This window comes from Arthrobacter sp. BG3 (genome assembly GCF_056680185.1).
On record NZ_CM155270.1, the window covers coordinates 3,275,250 to 3,290,451 of the forward strand.

Annotated in this window: 14 protein-coding genes; 11 read left to right on the forward strand and 3 right to left on the reverse strand. The window is 69.3% G+C overall.

The window, feature by feature from the left end; genetic code table 11:
• Window positions 1-159 precede the first annotated feature (159 nt).
• The gene (locus AC1MFL_RS14750) at window positions 160-1,398 is read left to right on the forward strand and encodes an MFS transporter (protein ID WP_479810633.1); all 1,239 of its coding nucleotides are present in this window, start codon (window positions 160-162) and stop codon (window positions 1,396-1,398) included.
• 76 nt (window positions 1,399-1,474) lie between these two features.
• On the opposite strand, the gene AC1MFL_RS14755 is transcribed toward AC1MFL_RS14750, so the two are convergent.
• Window positions 1,475-1,981 (reverse strand): Lrp/AsnC family transcriptional regulator, encoded by a 507-nt coding sequence (locus tag AC1MFL_RS14755; protein ID WP_307460300.1) that lies wholly within the window; start codon window positions 1,979-1,981, stop codon window positions 1,475-1,477.
• A 132-nt stretch (window positions 1,982-2,113) separates the two neighbouring features.
• On the opposite strand from AC1MFL_RS14755, the gene AC1MFL_RS14760 reads away from it, so the two are divergent.
• The gene (locus tag AC1MFL_RS14760) at window positions 2,114-3,277 is read left to right on the forward strand and encodes a trans-sulfuration enzyme family protein (protein WP_479810635.1); all 1,164 of its coding nucleotides are present in this window, start codon (window positions 2,114-2,116) and stop codon (window positions 3,275-3,277) included.
• Here AC1MFL_RS14760 and AC1MFL_RS14765 read toward each other — a convergent pair.
• Window positions 3,267-4,559: an MFS transporter gene (locus AC1MFL_RS14765; protein ID WP_479810637.1), complete on the reverse strand. Its 1,293-nt coding sequence runs from the start codon at window positions 4,557-4,559 to the stop codon at window positions 3,267-3,269. The genes AC1MFL_RS14760 and AC1MFL_RS14765 overlap by 11 nt on opposite strands.
• Before the next feature lie 90 nt (window positions 4,560-4,649).
• On the opposite strand from AC1MFL_RS14765, the gene AC1MFL_RS14770 reads away from it, so the two are divergent.
• The gene (locus tag AC1MFL_RS14770) at window positions 4,650-5,633 is read left to right on the forward strand and encodes a LysR family transcriptional regulator (protein ID WP_479810639.1); all 984 of its coding nucleotides are present in this window, start codon (window positions 4,650-4,652) and stop codon (window positions 5,631-5,633) included.
• 186 nt (window positions 5,634-5,819) lie between these two features.
• Here the strand turns inward: AC1MFL_RS14770 and AC1MFL_RS14775 are convergent, their stop codons facing one another.
• Window positions 5,820-6,878, reverse strand: coding sequence for a nitronate monooxygenase (locus AC1MFL_RS14775; RefSeq protein ID WP_479810642.1), 1,059 nt, complete (start codon window positions 6,876-6,878; stop codon window positions 5,820-5,822).
• Between the two features lie 51 nt (window positions 6,879-6,929).
• Here AC1MFL_RS14775 and AC1MFL_RS14780 point away from each other — a divergent pair, with 51 nt between their 5' ends.
• The 8 genes from AC1MFL_RS14780 to AC1MFL_RS14815 all read left to right on the forward strand — a co-directional run bounded on the left by AC1MFL_RS14780 (window position 6,930) and on the right by AC1MFL_RS14815 (window position 15,155).
• Window positions 6,930-7,853, forward strand: a complete 924-nt coding sequence (locus tag AC1MFL_RS14780) for an N-acetylglucosamine kinase (RefSeq protein ID WP_479815480.1) — start codon at window positions 6,930-6,932, stop codon at window positions 7,851-7,853.
• Window positions 7,854-7,898: 45 nt separating this feature from the next.
• On the forward strand, window positions 7,899-8,351 hold the full coding sequence (locus tag AC1MFL_RS14785; RefSeq protein WP_479810644.1) for an NUDIX hydrolase: 453 nt from the start codon (window positions 7,899-7,901) through the stop codon (window positions 8,349-8,351).
• A 392-nt stretch (window positions 8,352-8,743) separates the two neighbouring features.
• Window positions 8,744-9,898 carry a ribosome small subunit-dependent GTPase A gene (rsgA, locus tag AC1MFL_RS14790; protein ID WP_479815482.1) on the forward strand — a complete coding sequence of 385 codons (1,155 nt, stop codon included), beginning with the start codon at window positions 8,744-8,746 and terminating at the stop codon, window positions 9,896-9,898.
• A 341-nt stretch (window positions 9,899-10,239) separates the two neighbouring features.
• Complete coding sequence (locus AC1MFL_RS14795; protein WP_479810646.1) at window positions 10,240-11,334, forward strand: ABC transporter ATP-binding protein; 1,095 nt, start codon at window positions 10,240-10,242, stop codon at window positions 11,332-11,334.
• Entirely contained in the window at window positions 11,334-12,068 is a 735-nt protein-coding gene (locus tag AC1MFL_RS14800) for an ABC transporter permease (protein ID WP_479810648.1), read from the forward strand. Before AC1MFL_RS14795 ends, AC1MFL_RS14800 begins: the two co-directional genes overlap by 1 nt.
• Window positions 12,065-12,811 (forward strand): ABC transporter permease, encoded by a 747-nt coding sequence (locus tag AC1MFL_RS14805; RefSeq protein ID WP_479810650.1) that lies wholly within the window; start codon window positions 12,065-12,067, stop codon window positions 12,809-12,811. Before AC1MFL_RS14800 ends, AC1MFL_RS14805 begins: the two co-directional genes overlap by 4 nt.
• Window positions 12,808-13,770, forward strand: coding sequence for an ABC transporter substrate-binding protein (locus tag AC1MFL_RS14810; RefSeq protein WP_479810652.1), 963 nt, complete (start codon window positions 12,808-12,810; stop codon window positions 13,768-13,770). The genes AC1MFL_RS14805 and AC1MFL_RS14810 overlap by 4 nt, the downstream gene beginning before the upstream one ends.
• Before the next feature lie 164 nt (window positions 13,771-13,934).
• Window positions 13,935-15,155: a pyridoxal phosphate-dependent aminotransferase gene (locus AC1MFL_RS14815; protein ID WP_479810654.1), complete on the forward strand. Its 1,221-nt coding sequence runs from the start codon at window positions 13,935-13,937 to the stop codon at window positions 15,153-15,155.
• The last annotated feature ends 47 nt before the right edge of the window (window positions 15,156-15,202 follow it).

Below are 15,202 nucleotides of genomic sequence, written 5' to 3' on the forward strand. Positions count from 1 at the left end.
ATTCAGTCAACAGCTGATTGACTGTTTTGATCAATTTTCGCATGGAATTGAGCTCTTGGAGTCAGTAATGCCGCATTCTTTAGGTATCCAATCTTTCGCGGGCTGGCGGTTCCCCCACCACAGGGAACACGCGGCCCGCTTCCACGCAAGGGCACGGACATGACTGTCTTCAGCGAACTCCGCATGCGCCCGGCCACGGCTGACCGCTGGGGCTGGGATGCTTCGACCACCGCACGGCTGGTGATGGCCGGCGTCGTGATCTTCACGCTGCTGGTCGGCGCGAATCTCGCCACGCCGCTCTACCCGCTGCTGCAGGCCAAGCTGGGCATTACCGCCCTTGACGTGACCGTGGCCTTTTCCGCCTACGTCCTGGCGCTGGTGGCCACCCTGATCCTGGCCGGCCACTGGTCGGACCACATCGGCCGCCGGGCCGCCCTGGTCCTCGCGGTGCTCGTGGGCCTGGCCGGCGGCTCCGTCTTTGCCATGGCGGACAGCCTGTTCGCGCTGTGTGCCGGCCGGGCCCTGCAGGGCATTGCGGTGGCCCTGGCCACGGGCGCCAGTTCAGCGGCCCTGCGGGAGCTGCTGCCGAGCCGCCCCGAATGGGCCTCGCGGTTTACCCTGCTGGCATCCGCCGGCGGAGTGGCGGCCGGTCCGGCGATCGGGGGAGTGCTCTCGCTGCTGCCGGGGCCCACGTCCACGCCGTACTACCTGCACTCCCTGGTCCTCGCCGCGCTGCTGGTCCCGCTGTACCTGCTCAAGGCCCGGCCGGCCATCACGTCGATTTCGGGTCCGCAGCCGCTCAGTGTGCTGGCTCCCCGCCGGCCATCAGTTTCCCGTGAGGCACGCGGCGCCTTCTGGCTGGCGTCCTCGGTGGGGTTCCTCAGCTTCACCGTGTTCGGCTTCTGCCTGTCCCTGGCCCCCGGCTATTTCGCCCAGATCGTCCACGCCGATTCACGGCCGCTGATCGGCCTGCTGGCGGGACTGACACTCGGGGCCTCCGCGCTCAGCCAACTGACCGCCGTCCGGGGGCGCTTCGTCGTGCCGATCGGGCTTGGCATGCTGGCCGTGTCAGTGCTGCTGATCGCGGCGGCTGCCGCCTGGAGCAGCCCCTGGCTGCTGATCCTTGCGAGCATCACCGCTGGATTCGGACAGGGGGTGTCCTTCCGGACGGTCTTCAACGATGTGGCCGGAAAGGTCGAGGCATCGCGCCACGCCCAGATCATCAGCACCGTCTACGTCATCACGTATCTCGGCAGCGCCTTGCCCGTCATCGGGCTGGGGCTCGCGGCCGGTGTTGTTGGCCTGCAGACTGCGGTTGCCGGCTTCGTCGTGCTGTGTTCCATCGCGGCGGTCACCCTCGCCACCATTACGCTGCGCGGGGCGTTGCGCCGCGCCTGACGGCCCTGGCCCCCGGTCCCCGGCCCCGCGCCGGGAGGGGCCGCAATCACCCTGTGCCTACGCGGCGACCCAGTGCCTAATCGGGCAGCGGGCCCTGGTTGCCCTGGATGTGGTCGAAAACGAGCGTTGTCTCGGTATGGCCCACGACCGGATCAGTCGCCAGGTTGTCCAGCACCCAGTCGCGAAGGTCCTCGGTGGTGGCCACCGCGATGTGCAGCAGGTAGTCCACTGAGCCTGAGGTATGGAACGTCGAAAGCACCGCGGGGAGCTTGGGGACCCGCGCCGTGAAGCGGTCGATCTGCTCGCGGTCGTGGGCGCGGAGCCTGACGGCGATGAGGGCCTGCACGGACCGGCCGATCGCGGACAGGCTCAGCTTCGCCTCGAAGCCCTGGATGATCCCGCGTTCCGAAAGCGCCCGGGTGCGCATCAGTGCGGTGGACGGCGCGATGCCGACCAGCTCGGCCAACTGTTTGTTGGAGATCCGGGCATCGGCGACGAGTGCGGCGAGCAGGCGCTCGTCGATGGCGTCCAGCGGCTCGCCGGCACCGGCTCCCGGCCGAAGATTCTTCGCACTGCTGCTCACGGGTCCTCCTAGAAGTGTTGTCCATTCATCATAAACAGCGCATTCCGGCATTTCCATTCGCAGGCCCTACAAAACCCCGAATTATTGCCAGATACTTGCGGAATTCAACGGTGAATATTCATAAGGAGCAACGTGCTTTCTCAAGACTCGCTGGCTGTCCACGCCGGCCGGAACGGCCTCACGGAACTGGGTGTGCACGCAGTACCGATCGATCTCTCCACCACCGCACCGCTTCCTTCCGTGCACGACGGCGGCCTGGCCTACGAGCACATGGCCACCGGCGGTACCCACGTGGAGGGCCAGAGCACCGTGTACCAGCGGCTCTGGAATCCCACCGTGGCGCGGTTCGAGGAGGGCGTCGCCGTCCTCGAGGACACCCCGGAGGCCGTGGCGTTCGCCACCGGCATGGCGGCGCTCAGTGCGGTGCTGCTCGCCGTCGTCGCCACCGGCAAAAAGCACGTGGTCGCCGTGCGGCCGTTGTACGGCGGAAGTGACTACCTGCTTGCCTCGGGGGTGCTCGGCAACGACGTCACGTTCACCACCCCGGAGGGTGTGCACGCCGCGCTCCGGCCCGAGACCGGCCTGGTGATCCTCGAGACGCCGGCCAATCCGAGCCTGGAGCTCGTCGATATCGCCCGCGTGGCTGCAGCAGCCGACGGTGTCCCGCTTCTGGTCGACAACACCTTCGCCACCCCGATCCTCCAGCGCCCCTTCCTGCACGGTGCCGCGATGGTGCTGCACAGCGCCACCAAGTTCCTCGGCGGACACGGCGATGCCATGGGCGGCGTCGTAGCCGCGGCGCCGGAGTGGACCACGAGGCTGCGCCAGATCCGCGCTGTCACCGGCGGCATCCTCACCCCCTGGCCCGCGTACCTGCTGCACCGCGGCGTGGCCACGCTGCCGGTCCGGGTGCGCGCCCAGCAGGCCAGCGCGCAGAAGGTCGCGACCGCCCTGGCCGGGCACGGGCTGGTTCGCCGTGTGTTCTATCCGGGGCTGCCGGAGTGCGATCCGCAGGGGCTGATCGGGACGCAAATGGCCGGTCCCGGTTCGCTGATCGCCTTTGAGGTGGCTACCGCCGAGCACGCCGAACGGATTCCCTCCGCCGTCAGCATGATCACGCATGCGGTCTCGCTCGGCGGCATCGACACCCTGATCCAGCACCCGGCCGGGCTGACTCACCGGCCGGTGGCCGCCGACGCCAAGCCGCAGGCCAGCCTGCTGCGGGTGTCGGTGGGCCTGGAGGATCCGTCCGACGTCGTGGCGGACCTCGTGCAGGCCATCGAAGCTACCCGCTAGCGGCCGGCCGGGCGGGATGCACGGCGGCGGTGATCACCGCCGTCGTGCAGGCAAGCCCCATCACGGTCAGGGCCAGGGCCGTCCAGCCCAGTGACTGGAAGACCAGGCCGCCGGCCCAGCCGATGACGCTGGAGCCGAGGTAATAGGCGAGGTTGTAGAGCGAGGCCGCCTGGGCCCGGCCGGTTGTGGCGATCACGCCGGTCCAGCCGGCGCCGACGCTGTGCGCCGCGAAAAAGCCCGCGGTGAACAGCAGCAGGCCCGCCATGATGAGCGCCAGCAATTGCGTCAGCGTCAGGGCCAGGCCCGCCACCATCAGCACCGTCCCTGCGATCAGCACCGTGCGCCGCCCGAAGCGCTCCGTCAGTCCGCCGGCCCAGCGCGAGGACACCGTGCCGGAGAGGTAGGCGAGGAAGATCAGGCTGATGATGGTGGCCGGCAGGCTGAACGGTTCACCGGAGAGCCGGAAGCCCAGGTAGTTGTAGACGGCCACGAAGCCGCCCATCAGCAGGAACGCCTGGACGTAGAGCGCCAGCAGCCGGGGATTCCGCCCGTGGCCCGCCAGTGTCCGGAGCGCCCCGCGGAAGCCGCTGGCAGCCGCGGCCGTGAAGCCCCGGGCCTGCGGCACCAGGGCAACGAACAGGGCCGCTGTCACAGCGGCGAGGACCGAGACGGCCAGGGCTGCGGCCCGCCATCCCCACAGCTCGCCGACAAAGCCGGCGAGCAGCCGGCCGGCGAGGCCGCCCAGGGTGGTGCCGGCGACGTAGGTTCCGGCCGCCATCGCGGCATGGGCCTTGTTGACCTCCTCATTGAGGTAGGCGATGGCAATGGCGGGGATGCCGCCCAGTGCCGCGCCTTCGAGCATCCGCAGGCCCAGCAGCATCGGGAAGCTGGAGGCGAGCGGGACCAGCAGGCCCAGGACCGTGGCGGCGGAAATGCCCCACATCATGGCCCGGACCCGGCCGATCCGGTCGGCCAGGAAGGACCAGGGAAGCACCGTCACGGCCAGCCCCACGGTGGCCAGCGAGATGGTGAGTGCCGCCTCGGCCGCCGTCACCTGCAGCTCCGCTGCCATCATCGGCAGCACCGCCTGGGTGGAGTACAGCTGGGCAAAGGTGGCGACGCCGGCGAAGGCCAGCCCCGCGAGGATCTTCCGGTAGGCCGCGGATCCCTTCGGATGCCCCGGCCAGACGGCAGGTCCGGCTGCGGCGTCCGGGCCCCGCGCGGGCGCAGGTGCGGCGCCGGGCTCGGCAGCGGGACGGCGGAGCAGAGGCAGTCGTGGCATCTCCCCAGACTAGGCTCAGCAAAGGAATGCTTCCAATGCATGATTCACATAGAATCTATGGCAAATACGGAACGATGAGAGGGGCTGGCCGTGGACGTAGAGCACAGGCAGCTGGTGCAACTGCTTCCGCTGCTGCCGCTGCTGGCCGAGCTCGGGCGCACCCAGCACATCACGGAGACCGCCGAAGTCCTGGGGCTGCCGCAGTCGACGGTGAGCCGCGGAATCGCACGGGCCAGCCGCATCATCGGGACCGAACTGCTGATCCGCGACGGCCGCGGCGTGCGGCTGACTCCCGCGGCCAAGGCGCTGCTGCCCCATATCGAGGCCGCGCTGGAGGAGTTCCAGACCGGACTGGACCTGGTCCGGCACGAATCGGAAGTGGTGCGCGGCCGGATCGCGGTGTCCTTCCAGCACACCTTCGGCGAGGCGATGCTGCCGCTGCTGATCAGCGCCTTCCGCAGTCGGCATCCCCAGCCTGCCTTCGACCTCAGCCAGGGCGCACGGGACGGCTGCCTGGCTGAACTTGCCGCTGGCGACGCCGACCTGGCGCTGACCGCGCCGATCGCGGCGCCGAGCCGGCTGATCTCCTCGGCTGCCCTGTACCGGGAACCGCTGCGGCTCGTCGTCCACCACCGGCACCCGCTCGCCCAGCGCCGCCGCGCCCGCCTGGCGGAGATCCGGCATGACCCATTCGTGGCGATGGGTGCAGGCTACGGCATGCGCTCCCTGACGGACGCGCTGTTCCGGGAGGCCGGCTTCCGGCCCCGCATCGCTTTCGAAAGCCAGGACTCGCACACTGCCAGGGGGCTCGTCTCGGCGGGACTCGGGGTAAGCATCCTCCCGCCCGGGGAGCTGGCCCCGGGCCACCACACCCCGGCGCAGTCCGGGGACCTCGGCTGGGTGGAGCTCGCCCTGGACTCAAGCCTTGCCTTCCGGGAGATCGGCCTGGCGTGGCGGGAACGGCGCGGGGGACCGGACGCCGAGCCGGACCCGGTGCGGCTGTTCCGTGAGCTGGTGCTCAGCGAGGGCCCGGCCCTCCTGGCAGGCTTCGTCCGCGGCCGCTCTGGCACCTGAGCCGGCCCTCTTCCGGCGCGAATTCGCCGCAGCGGAACGAAATCGCCGGAAGTTTCCCGCGATCCCGGGCCGTTCCGGCGATTTCGAGGGCGGGTCGGCGGAGGAGCGGGTGGGGTGCCGTGACGAGCAGGTGGCGGTCGTGGGCGGGCGCGCGCGGTGCGGCGGGCCGGTCAGCCCGGCAGTCCGTCAGGCCAGCAGCCCCGCCATGACCTCCGCCACGGAACCGGTCCGCGCCTGCTGCCAGCCCGTTCCGGCCCAGAGGTTCAACCGTTCCGCATCCCCGGCGGCGGCCGCTGCCGCGCGCAGGGGGGCTGTGAGGTGGTGCACGGCGGGATAGGACTCCGGGGCGTCCGGGTGGTCCCGGACGAACTCATTGACCAGCGCCCGGGCCGGCCGCCCGGTGAAAGCCTTCGTCAGCCGGGTCTGCGTGAAGCGCGGGCTGGCGAGGGCGTCCTTGTGCAGCTGCCGGGCGCCGCTCTCGTCCGTGCGGAGGAATGCCGTGCCCAGCTGGGCTGCCTGGGCCCCGGCGGCCAGCACCCTGTCCAGCCCGGCCCGGTCCATCACCGCGCCGGCAGCAAGAAGCGGGAGCCGGACGGCGGACCGCACCCGGGTGAGCAGCTCCGCCGTCGTGCCCTGCAGGCTGTCACTGTGCCCGGCAGCCGGGGAGGCGTCGGACGCTGCGGGGCGCGGCTGGAAGGCCGCGCTGTGGCCGCCGGCGCTCGCATGCTGCACCACCAGCGCGTCCACGCCCTGCCCGGCCGCCTCGAGCGCCTCGGCAACGGTGGTGACGGTGGCCAGCACCGCGGAACCAGCCCCCTGGAGCGCACGCACAACATCGGCACCCGGCAGCCCGAACGCGAAACTCACCAGTTCCACCGGATCAGCCAGAAGCGCCTCGATTTTGCCCAGCCACTGGTCGTCGTCGTCGAGCCGCAGCGGCGGGATCCCCACGCCGTACCGCCGGGCATCCGCCCGCAGCTGCCCGCGGTATTCCTCGAGCTGCGCCTGCACGGCCTCCGACGGCGGGAGCTGGGCGGGATCGGGGACGAAGACATTCATCCCGAACCGCGCCCCCAGGGCCCGGGCGCGGCCGATCTCTGCCTGCATGGCCTCGACGCTTTTGTATCCTGCGGCGAGGAAGCCCAGGCCGCCGGCGTCATGCACGGCTTTCACGAAGCCGGGCGTCGACGTCCCGCCGGCCATGGGGGCCGCGATGATGCGGGTGCCGAAGAGGGTATGCGGCATGGGTCACTCCTGGAGACGATTCAGTAGGCTGGTCTGGTGACCCATTCTGACATCCCGCCGGCGGCGGCCTCCGACCTTTCCTCCACCACCGCGGCCCGTGCTGTGATCGGCCTCGACATCGGCGGGACCAAAACCCGCGGAGTCCGCTTCGAGAACGGCCGGGCCGCGGCCGATGAATCTGTCGGCAGCTCGAACGTGCAGAACGTCAGCCGCGAGGAAGCGGCCCGCCATCTCGCGGAACTCTTTGCCCTGATCGGCGGCGGAACCGTGGCCCAGGTCTACGCGGGAGCCGGCGGTATCGATACCGACGCCGACGCCGCGGCGCTCGCCGCGCTGATCGCCCCGCATGTGCCGGGCGCCCGGATCACAGTGGTCCACGATTCGAGGCTGCTGCTGGCGGCCGGCGGAGCGAGCACCGGCGTTGCCGTTATCGGCGGAACGGGCTCGGCCGCCTGGGGCAGGAACAGCAGCGGCGGCGAAGCGCGTGCCGGCGGCTGGGGTTACCTGCTGGGCGACGAGGGCAGCGGGTACTGGCTGGGCCGCGAGGCGGTCCGCCACAGCCTCCGCCGGATGAACCAGGGCCTGGCGCCGGACGAACTGACCACGGCCCTGCTGGCCTCGTGCGGTGTGGACGACCCCAACAAACTGATCGCGCTCTTCCATTCGGCGGACACCGGGCGCCGGTACTGGGCCGAGCGGGCCCGGCTGGTGGTCGAGGCTGCCGCCGCCGGCCACGCCGCCAGCCAGGAACTCGTGGACCAGGCCGGACGGGATCTGGCAGCCCTGGCGCTGCAGGCCGTCCGCCAGCTCGGCATCGACGGCCCGGTGATCCTGGGCGGCGGGCTGGGCATGAACGTCCCCCGCCTGCAGGGGTCCTTCCGGTCCGCCCTGGCCGCGGCAGGGGTCACCGACGTCCGCGTCCTGGAACAGGACCCCGTGTTTGGTGTGCTGCAGCTCGTGGCTGAACAGGGCTGACCCGGCTGACCGGCCACTAAGCTGTCTGGCTACTACGCTGGAGGGATGAGCCTGAACTTCGACACACGTCCCGCTGCCTACGCGGTCATCATCCGCGACGGCGCCATCCTGCTGGCGTACTGGAAGCAGGGCGGCAAGGAAGGCTGGACCCTGCCGGGCGGCGGCCTGGACCTGGGCGAGCACCCCGTCGACGGCTGCCGCCGGGAGATTTATGAGGAAACCGGCTACCACGCTGAGGTCGGCGCCATGCTCGGGATCGACGTCGGGCACTGGCCTGCGGAGATCCGGATCGACGGCGGCGAACGCGATTTCCAGTCCCTCCGGCTCATCTACGAAGCGACCGTCACCAGCGGTGAGCTGCGGCACGAGGTGGACGGCAGCACCACGCACGCCGCCTGGATCCCGCTCGGGGACGTTGCAGGACTGAACAAGGTCTCGCTCGTCGACGCGGCGCTCCGGCTTTACCGCGAGCGCCCGCTGGACGGCAAACTCTCCTGACGGCAAGCTCTCCTGACGGCAAAGATTCACGACAGCGAACTCCTCCCGACAGCAAACTTTGCGGACGGATTCCTAGCCAGGGCCGCCGGGTCCGGTTTATTCTGAAGACGCCGCCGGGACGTCCCGGCGGGACCGGCACCCGGCGACAGCGGGTACAGCAACCGGCAGGGCAGACGAGGACGGGGAGGTGGGGACAATGACTGCGGAATTCCTGTGCGCACAGCGCCCGATTATCAGCCAGGTCCTTATTCCTGCCCCGGCCACCCGCACCCACTAGCCTTTTCACTGCCGGCCTTCCGCCGGCAGCGCGGAACGTGCTTCGGGGCCCCATCAAAGGGTTTCCAGTGACTGCTTCTTTTGCACGTCCGGGCGCGTCCGGCGCCCCACACACCATCACCACCAACATTCCCGCGGGTCCGGCGGACTACGGCTTCACCGCCGCCGTGGCCGAGCGCTTCGCGGGCCACCCTGCGCCGGGCGGCACCGGCGCGGGCCGGGTCATCCGCGTGGACCGCAATCTGGTTCTTGTCGCCACGCACGGCACGACCCTTCATCTGCCTTACCCCGCCACCGGGGAGCTGCCCGCCACAGGGGACTGGGTCTGGCTGGGATCCAGTGCCGCGGGGGAGCCCGCCATCTCCGGGATTCTGCCGCGGCACTCGGAACTGAGCCGCAAACGCGCCTTTGAAGCCTCATCGGAGTCTCAGGTGCTCGGCGCCAACATGGACATTGTCGGCATCGTTGTACCCGTGGACCGGCCGCTCACCCACAACCGGCTCGAACGCACCCTCGTCGCGGCCTGGGACTCGGGAGCCACCCCGCTCGTCATCATCACCAAGGCGGACCTTGCCGACCTGGCGGACGACGTCGTCGGCTCGGTGATCCGCCAGGCTGCCGGCGTCGCGGTGGTCACCACCTCCGCGGAACACGGCGACGGCCTCGACGAGCTGCTGGGCCACCTGCCGCCCGGCGGTACCCTCGTGCTGCTGGGTCCCTCGGGCGCCGGCAAGTCAACCCTCATCAATGCCCTCGTCGGCGCCGAAGTCCAGGATACCGGGGCCGTCCGCGCCGGTGACGGCAAGGGCAAACACACCACCACCTCCCGCGAACTCGTGCCGCTGCCCGGCGGAGCCGTCCTGATGGATACGCCCGGGGTCCGCGGCTTCGGGCTGTTCGACGCCGGGGGCGGAATGGCGGCGATGTTCGGCGATCTTGAGGAGCTCTTCGGACAGTGCAGGTTCTCTGACTGCGCCCACGGCCGGGAGCCCGGCTGCGCGGTGCAGTCAGCACTCGCCGACGGGTCCCTCGATGGCCGGCGCTGGTCGAGCTACCTGAAACTCCAGCGCGAGCTCGCTGCCGTGGCCAGGCGGCACGACGCTGCCGCCAGCCGCGCCTTCGCGAGGCAGTGGCAGCAGACGATCTCGGCTGCCGGCAAGAGCCAGCGCGCGGCAGAACGGGACAGCCACGAGAAGGCGGAACGGAAGGGGTCAAAGGGTGGCGGCAACGGCCGGGGCGGCCACGCCGGGGGCGCCCGGCGGACACGCTGACCGGCCCACCCCCAGAAGCAACGCGGAGTCACTTCGCGCCCGTCCGGGGGCCCCGGACGGGCGCGAAGTGACCCCGCGTTGCCTGGGTGGTGGCGGTGGTGGCGGCGGGGCAGGGAGGCCGGAGAGGCCGCGGCGGAAAACTTTTCCGGTCCGGCACCCATCCAAAGCCGCCCTGCCTACGAACTGCTACGTCAGTCACAGTGCCCTTGACGATATCCCTGACTTTGTCAGTCGCGCTGGCTAGGCTGGGTCCTACCTTCTTTACAGCCAAAAATCAGCGTGTCTATGATCAGTTGGCTGGACCGTCCGATGTTGCCGCCAACAGTTAGGTAAGCCCGGAAATGGCTGAAGCCATGATCGAGTTCCAGAGCGTCACCAAGCAGTACCAGAGCGGGCAGGCTGCTGTGGACGACCTGACCATGTCCATCGACAAGGGCGCCATCACGGTTTTCGTCGGTCCCTCCGGCTGCGGCAAGACCACCTCGCTGCGGATGATCAACCGCATGGTCGAGCCGACCTCCGGAACCATAACCGTGGGCGGCGAGGACGTCACCTCCGTGCCGGCCGCGAAGCTGCGCCGTTCCATGGGCTACGTAATGCAGTCCTCCGGGCTGATGCCGCACCGTTCCGTGCTGGACAACATTGCCACCGTGCCGCGGCTCAACGGTGTGTCCAAGGCCGACGCGCGGAAGCGCGCGCAGGAGCTGCTCGACGTCGTCGGGCTGGCCTCAGCGCTGGGCAAGCGGTACCCCTCACAGCTGTCCGGCGGCCAGCAGCAGCGCGTCGGGGTGGCGCGGGCGCTCGCCGCCGACCCTCCCGTGCTGCTCATGGATGAGCCCTTCAGCGCCGTGGACCCCGTGGTCCGCGACGAACTCCAGCAGGAACTCCTCCGGCTCCAGCGCGACCTGGCCAAGACCATCGTCTTCGTCACCCACGACATTGACGAGGCCACCGTCCTCGGGGACAAGGTGGCGGTGTTCGGCCTCGGCGGCAAACTGGCGCAGTACGCCACCCCGGAGGAAATACTGCGCGCCCCGGCCAGTGACTTTGTGGCGTCCTTCGTGGGCCGGGACCGCGGCTTCCGGCACCTGGGCTTCAGCCCGTCCGACGGCGTCACCGTGCACCCCGCCCGGACCATCACCACCGCGGAACTCACGCTGGACGGCAGCGCCTCGGGCGAGTGGCAACTGGTGGTCGATGATGACCTGCGCCCGCTCGGCTGGTCGGGCCCGGGCAGGGGCGCGGCGACGGTTCCCGGCGGATCCCTCTTCCGGAAGGGCGACACGCTCCGCCGCGCCCTCGATGCTGCCCTGTCCTCGCCCTCCGGTCTTGGCGTCGCCGTGGACGCCGACGGCCGGGTCGCCGGCGTGATCACCGCCGAAGAGGTCCTCGCCGTGATCGAAGCGGACCGGCACGTCCGCCAGGGCGCGCTCTGATGGACTGGTTCCTGGCCAACAGCGCGCAGGTCTTCAGCCTCGCCGGCCAGCACCTCGTCCTCGCCATCCTGCCGATGATCTTCGGGGTGCTGATCGCAGTCCCGCTGGCCCAGCTCGCCCGGCAGAACCGCGGGCTCCGGTCCGTGGTCCTGACCGGTTCCTCGCTGCTCTACACGATCCCTTCCCTGGCCCTCTTCATCATCCTGCCCACCATCCTGGGCACCCGGATCCTGGATCCCGTCAACGTCGTTGTGGCGCTGACGATCTACGCCATCGCCCTCCTGGTGCGGGCCACCCTGGACGCCTTTGACTCGGTCGACGAGGATCTCCGCCAGGCCGCCGTCGCGATGGGGTTCAAGCCGTTTGCCCGCTTCCTGCAGATCGATCTGCCGCTGTCCCTCCCGGTGCTCTTCGCCGGACTGCGCGTCGTCTCAGTCAGCAACATCTCGCTGGTCAGCGTCGCGGCCCTGCTTGGCATCGGCAACCTCGGGATGCTGTTCACCTCCGGCCTGCAGCGCGATTTCGTCACCGAAGTGGCGGTGGGCATCATCGCCATCCTCATCCTGGCCCTGCTCATGGACGCCGTCCTCGTCGTGCTCGAGCGGCTGCTGACCCCCTGGACCCGCGCCGCGGCCACCAGCGGCGCGGGTGCCGACGCCAGCCAGGACAAGACGGGCCCCGCTGCCGCTGCGCTGCGGCTTTCCGACGCGCAGACTGCCGGCGGTGCCTCATGAGCAACGTCGTCACGGACACCTTCGACTGGCTCGGCGATCCGGAGAACTGGGCCGGCAGCGCCGGAATCCCGGCACGGCTGGCCGAGCACCTGCTCTACACCGGCCTGGTCATGCTGATCGCCACCGCCATCGCCGTCCCCATCGGCCTGTACGTGGGGCACACCGGCCGCGGGCGGGTTGCCGCCGTGGCCGTCGCCGGCGCCCTCCGTGCCCTGCCGACCCTCGGCCTGCTCACACTCTTTGTCCTGCTCGCCGGCATCGGGCTGATGCCGCCGATCTGGGCCCTCGTGATCCTGACCGTCCCGCCGCTGCTCGCCGGCACCTACGCCGGCATCGCCAGCGTGGACCGGAACGTCGTCGACGCCGCACGGGCCATGGGCATGACGGAGCAACAGGTGCTCTTCCGCGCCGAGTTCCCGAACGCGCTGCCCGTGATGTTCGGCGGGTTCCGGACCGGGGTGCTGCAGGCCATCGCCACGGTCTCGGTGGTGGCCTACATCAATCTCGGCGGCCTGGGACGGTACCTGTTCGACGGGCTCGTGCTCTCCGACTTCCCCCAGATGCTGGGTGGGTCCCTGCTGATCGCCGGACTGGCCATCGCCGTCGACCTCGTCCTCGCACTCATCCAGAGGCTGTTCCTGTCCCGGGGAGCCTCTTCCCAGCCAAACCGGAGCCATCAGGCTGCGGTTGATCTCACAGACCCTGTAACCGCGGGGACTGTTGTTCAAGGAGGTACGTCATGAAGGAAATCCGCCAACGAGCACTCGGCAGGCGCGCATTCGGCGGCCTGGCCGCCGGCGTCGGCCTGGCCATGGCACTGTCAGCCTGCGCAGGCTCTTCCAATCCGCTGTCCTCAGCCCCCGCCACGGGCGGGGCCGCGTCCGGTTCGGGCTCGGCCCTCGTCATCGGATCCGCCGATTTCCCCGAGAGCCAGATCATCGCGGAGATCTACGCCGGGGCACTGAACGGGGCCGGCGTCACGGCGAGCACCCGGCCGAACATCGGTTCCCGCGAGGTCTACTTCAAGGCCGTCCAGGACGGATCGGTGGACGTCGTCCCGGACTACAGCGGCAACCTGCTGCTGCACGTCAGCAAGGACGCCACCGAGGTCTCGGCCGAGGACATCTACAAGGCCCTGCCGGGCAAACTGCCCGAGGGCCTGGCCGTGCTGGAGCCCTCCAAGGCCGAGGACAAGGACGCGATGGTCGTCACGAAAGCCACCGCGGAGAAGTACCAGCTGAAGTCGATCGAGGACCTCGCCAAGGTCTGCAGCGAAATCGTGGTGGGCGCCCCGGCGACCTTCGCGGAACGCGCCTACGGGCTCCCCGGCCTGGCGAAGAACTACAACTGCGTGCCCAAGAAGCTGGAGCCATTCAGCGACGGCGGCGGGGCAGTCACGCTCAAGGCCCTGCTCTCTGATCAGGTCCAGGTGGCCGACATCTACACCACCACCCCGTCCATCGCGGACAACGACCTTGTGGTGCTGGAGGATCCGAAGAACAACTTCATCGCCCAGCAGGTCCTCCCGCTGTACAGCAAGGCCAAGATGACCGACAAGGCGAAGGAAACCCTGAACGCCGTGTCCAAGGTCCTGACCACCGAGGACCTGATCAACCTCAACCGCGCAGTCAGCGGCAGCCAGAAGCAGAATCCCAAGGACGCTGCGGCCGCATGGCTCAAGGACAAGGGACTGGTCAAGTAAAAGGCGCTCCGAGACCTCTTTGACGAACGACGGCGGCTGCCGGACCTCTCCCCGGTTACGGGGGAGGACCGGCCGCCGTCGCCGTTTTTGTGCCTGTGACGGCGGGACACCCCTGTGAGACGGATCTCGCCGGAAGTACATCCGCCATATGGCATATTTGATGAATGGCAGAATTCAAGCAGTCCACCAAGCTTCATAATGTCCTTTACGACATCCGTGGACCGATCCTTCAGGCCGCCCAGCAGATGGAGGCAGAGGGTCACCGCATCCTCAAACTGAACATCGGAAACCCGGCCCCGTTCGGATTCGAAGCGCCGGACGCGATCCTGGTGGACATGATCCGCCACCTGCCGCATGCCCAGGGCTACAGCGATTCCCGCGGCATCTTCTCCGCCCGCACCGCTGTCTCGCAGTACTACCAGACCCGCGGCATCCAGAACATCCACGTCGATGACATCTATCTGGGCAACGGCGTCAGCGAACTCATCACGATGTCCCTGATGGCGCTGCTCGACGACGGCGACGAGGTCCTGATCCCCACCCCGGACTACCCCCTCTGGACCGCCTCCGTCGCCCTGGCCAGCGGCCGGCCCGTGCACTACCTCTGCGACGAGGAGTCCGGCTGGCAGCCGGACCTGGCGGACCTGGAAGCCAAGATCACCCCGCGCACCAAGGGGATCGTGGTGATCAACCCCAACAACCCCACCGGTGCCGTCTATCCCGAGGACACCCTCAAGAAGATCGTCGCGCTGGCCGAGAAGCACGGCCTGGTCCTGTTCGCCGACGAGATCTACGAAAAGATCCTCTACGAGGACGCCGTCCACGTGAACATGGCCAGCCTCACCGGCGACGACGTCCTGTGCCTGACGTTCAGCGGCCTGTCCAAGGCCTACCGCGTCTGCGGCTACCGCGCCGGGTGGATGGCCATTTCCGGGCCGAAGAAGGACGCCGCGGACTATCTCGAGGGCATCAACCTGCTCGCGAACATGCGCCTGTGCGCGAACGTCCCGGCCCAGCACGCGATCCAGACGGCGCTGGGCGGGTACCAGAGCATCAACGACCTGATCCTGCCGGGCGGGCGCCTGCTCGAGCAGCGCAACAAGGCCTATGACATGCTCAACGCCATTCCCGGCGTCAGCACGCAGCAGGCCCGCGGCGCCATGTACCTGTTCCCGAAGCTCGATCCCGAGGTTTACCGCATCCGCGACGACGAGAAGTTCGTCCTGGACCTGCTGCGCGAACAGAAAATCCTTGTCTCCCATGGACGGGCCTTCAACTGGGTCCGCCCGGACCACTTCCGGATGGTCACCCTGCCGCTGGTGAAGGACCTCGAAGAGGCCATCAACCGCATGGCGGACTTCCTGAGCCGGTACAAGGGGAACTAGCCTAGGCTCAGCAGCGCGGCGCGGGCGGTTGTCCGGCGCTCCGAACG

Excerpts from the sequence above, each read along its gene's own strand:
- AC1MFL_RS14800 (WP_479810648.1), top strand. The coding sequence starts at position 11,334 with ATGGACTGGTTCCTGGCCAACAGCGCGCAGGTCTTCAGCCTCGCCGGC.
- AC1MFL_RS14805 (WP_479810650.1), top strand. The coding sequence starts at position 12,065 with ATGAGCAACGTCGTCACGGACACCTTCGACTGGCTCGGCGATCCGGAG.
- AC1MFL_RS14815 (WP_479810654.1), top strand. The coding sequence starts at position 13,935 with ATGGCAGAATTCAAGCAGTCCACCAAGCTTCATAATGTCCTTTACGAC.
- AC1MFL_RS14765 (WP_479810637.1), bottom strand. The coding sequence starts at position 4,559 with ATGCCACGACTGCCTCTGCTCCGCCGTCCCGCTGCCGAGCCCGGCGCC.
- AC1MFL_RS14750 (WP_479810633.1), top strand. The coding sequence starts at position 160 with ATGACTGTCTTCAGCGAACTCCGCATGCGCCCGGCCACGGCTGACCGC.
- AC1MFL_RS14775 (WP_479810642.1), bottom strand. The coding sequence starts at position 6,878 with ATGCCGCATACCCTCTTCGGCACCCGCATCATCGCGGCCCCCATGGCC.
- AC1MFL_RS14785 (WP_479810644.1), top strand. The coding sequence starts at position 7,899 with ATGAGCCTGAACTTCGACACACGTCCCGCTGCCTACGCGGTCATCATC.
- AC1MFL_RS14795 (WP_479810646.1), top strand. The coding sequence starts at position 10,240 with ATGGCTGAAGCCATGATCGAGTTCCAGAGCGTCACCAAGCAGTACCAG.
- AC1MFL_RS14810 (WP_479810652.1), top strand. The coding sequence starts at position 12,808 with ATGAAGGAAATCCGCCAACGAGCACTCGGCAGGCGCGCATTCGGCGGC.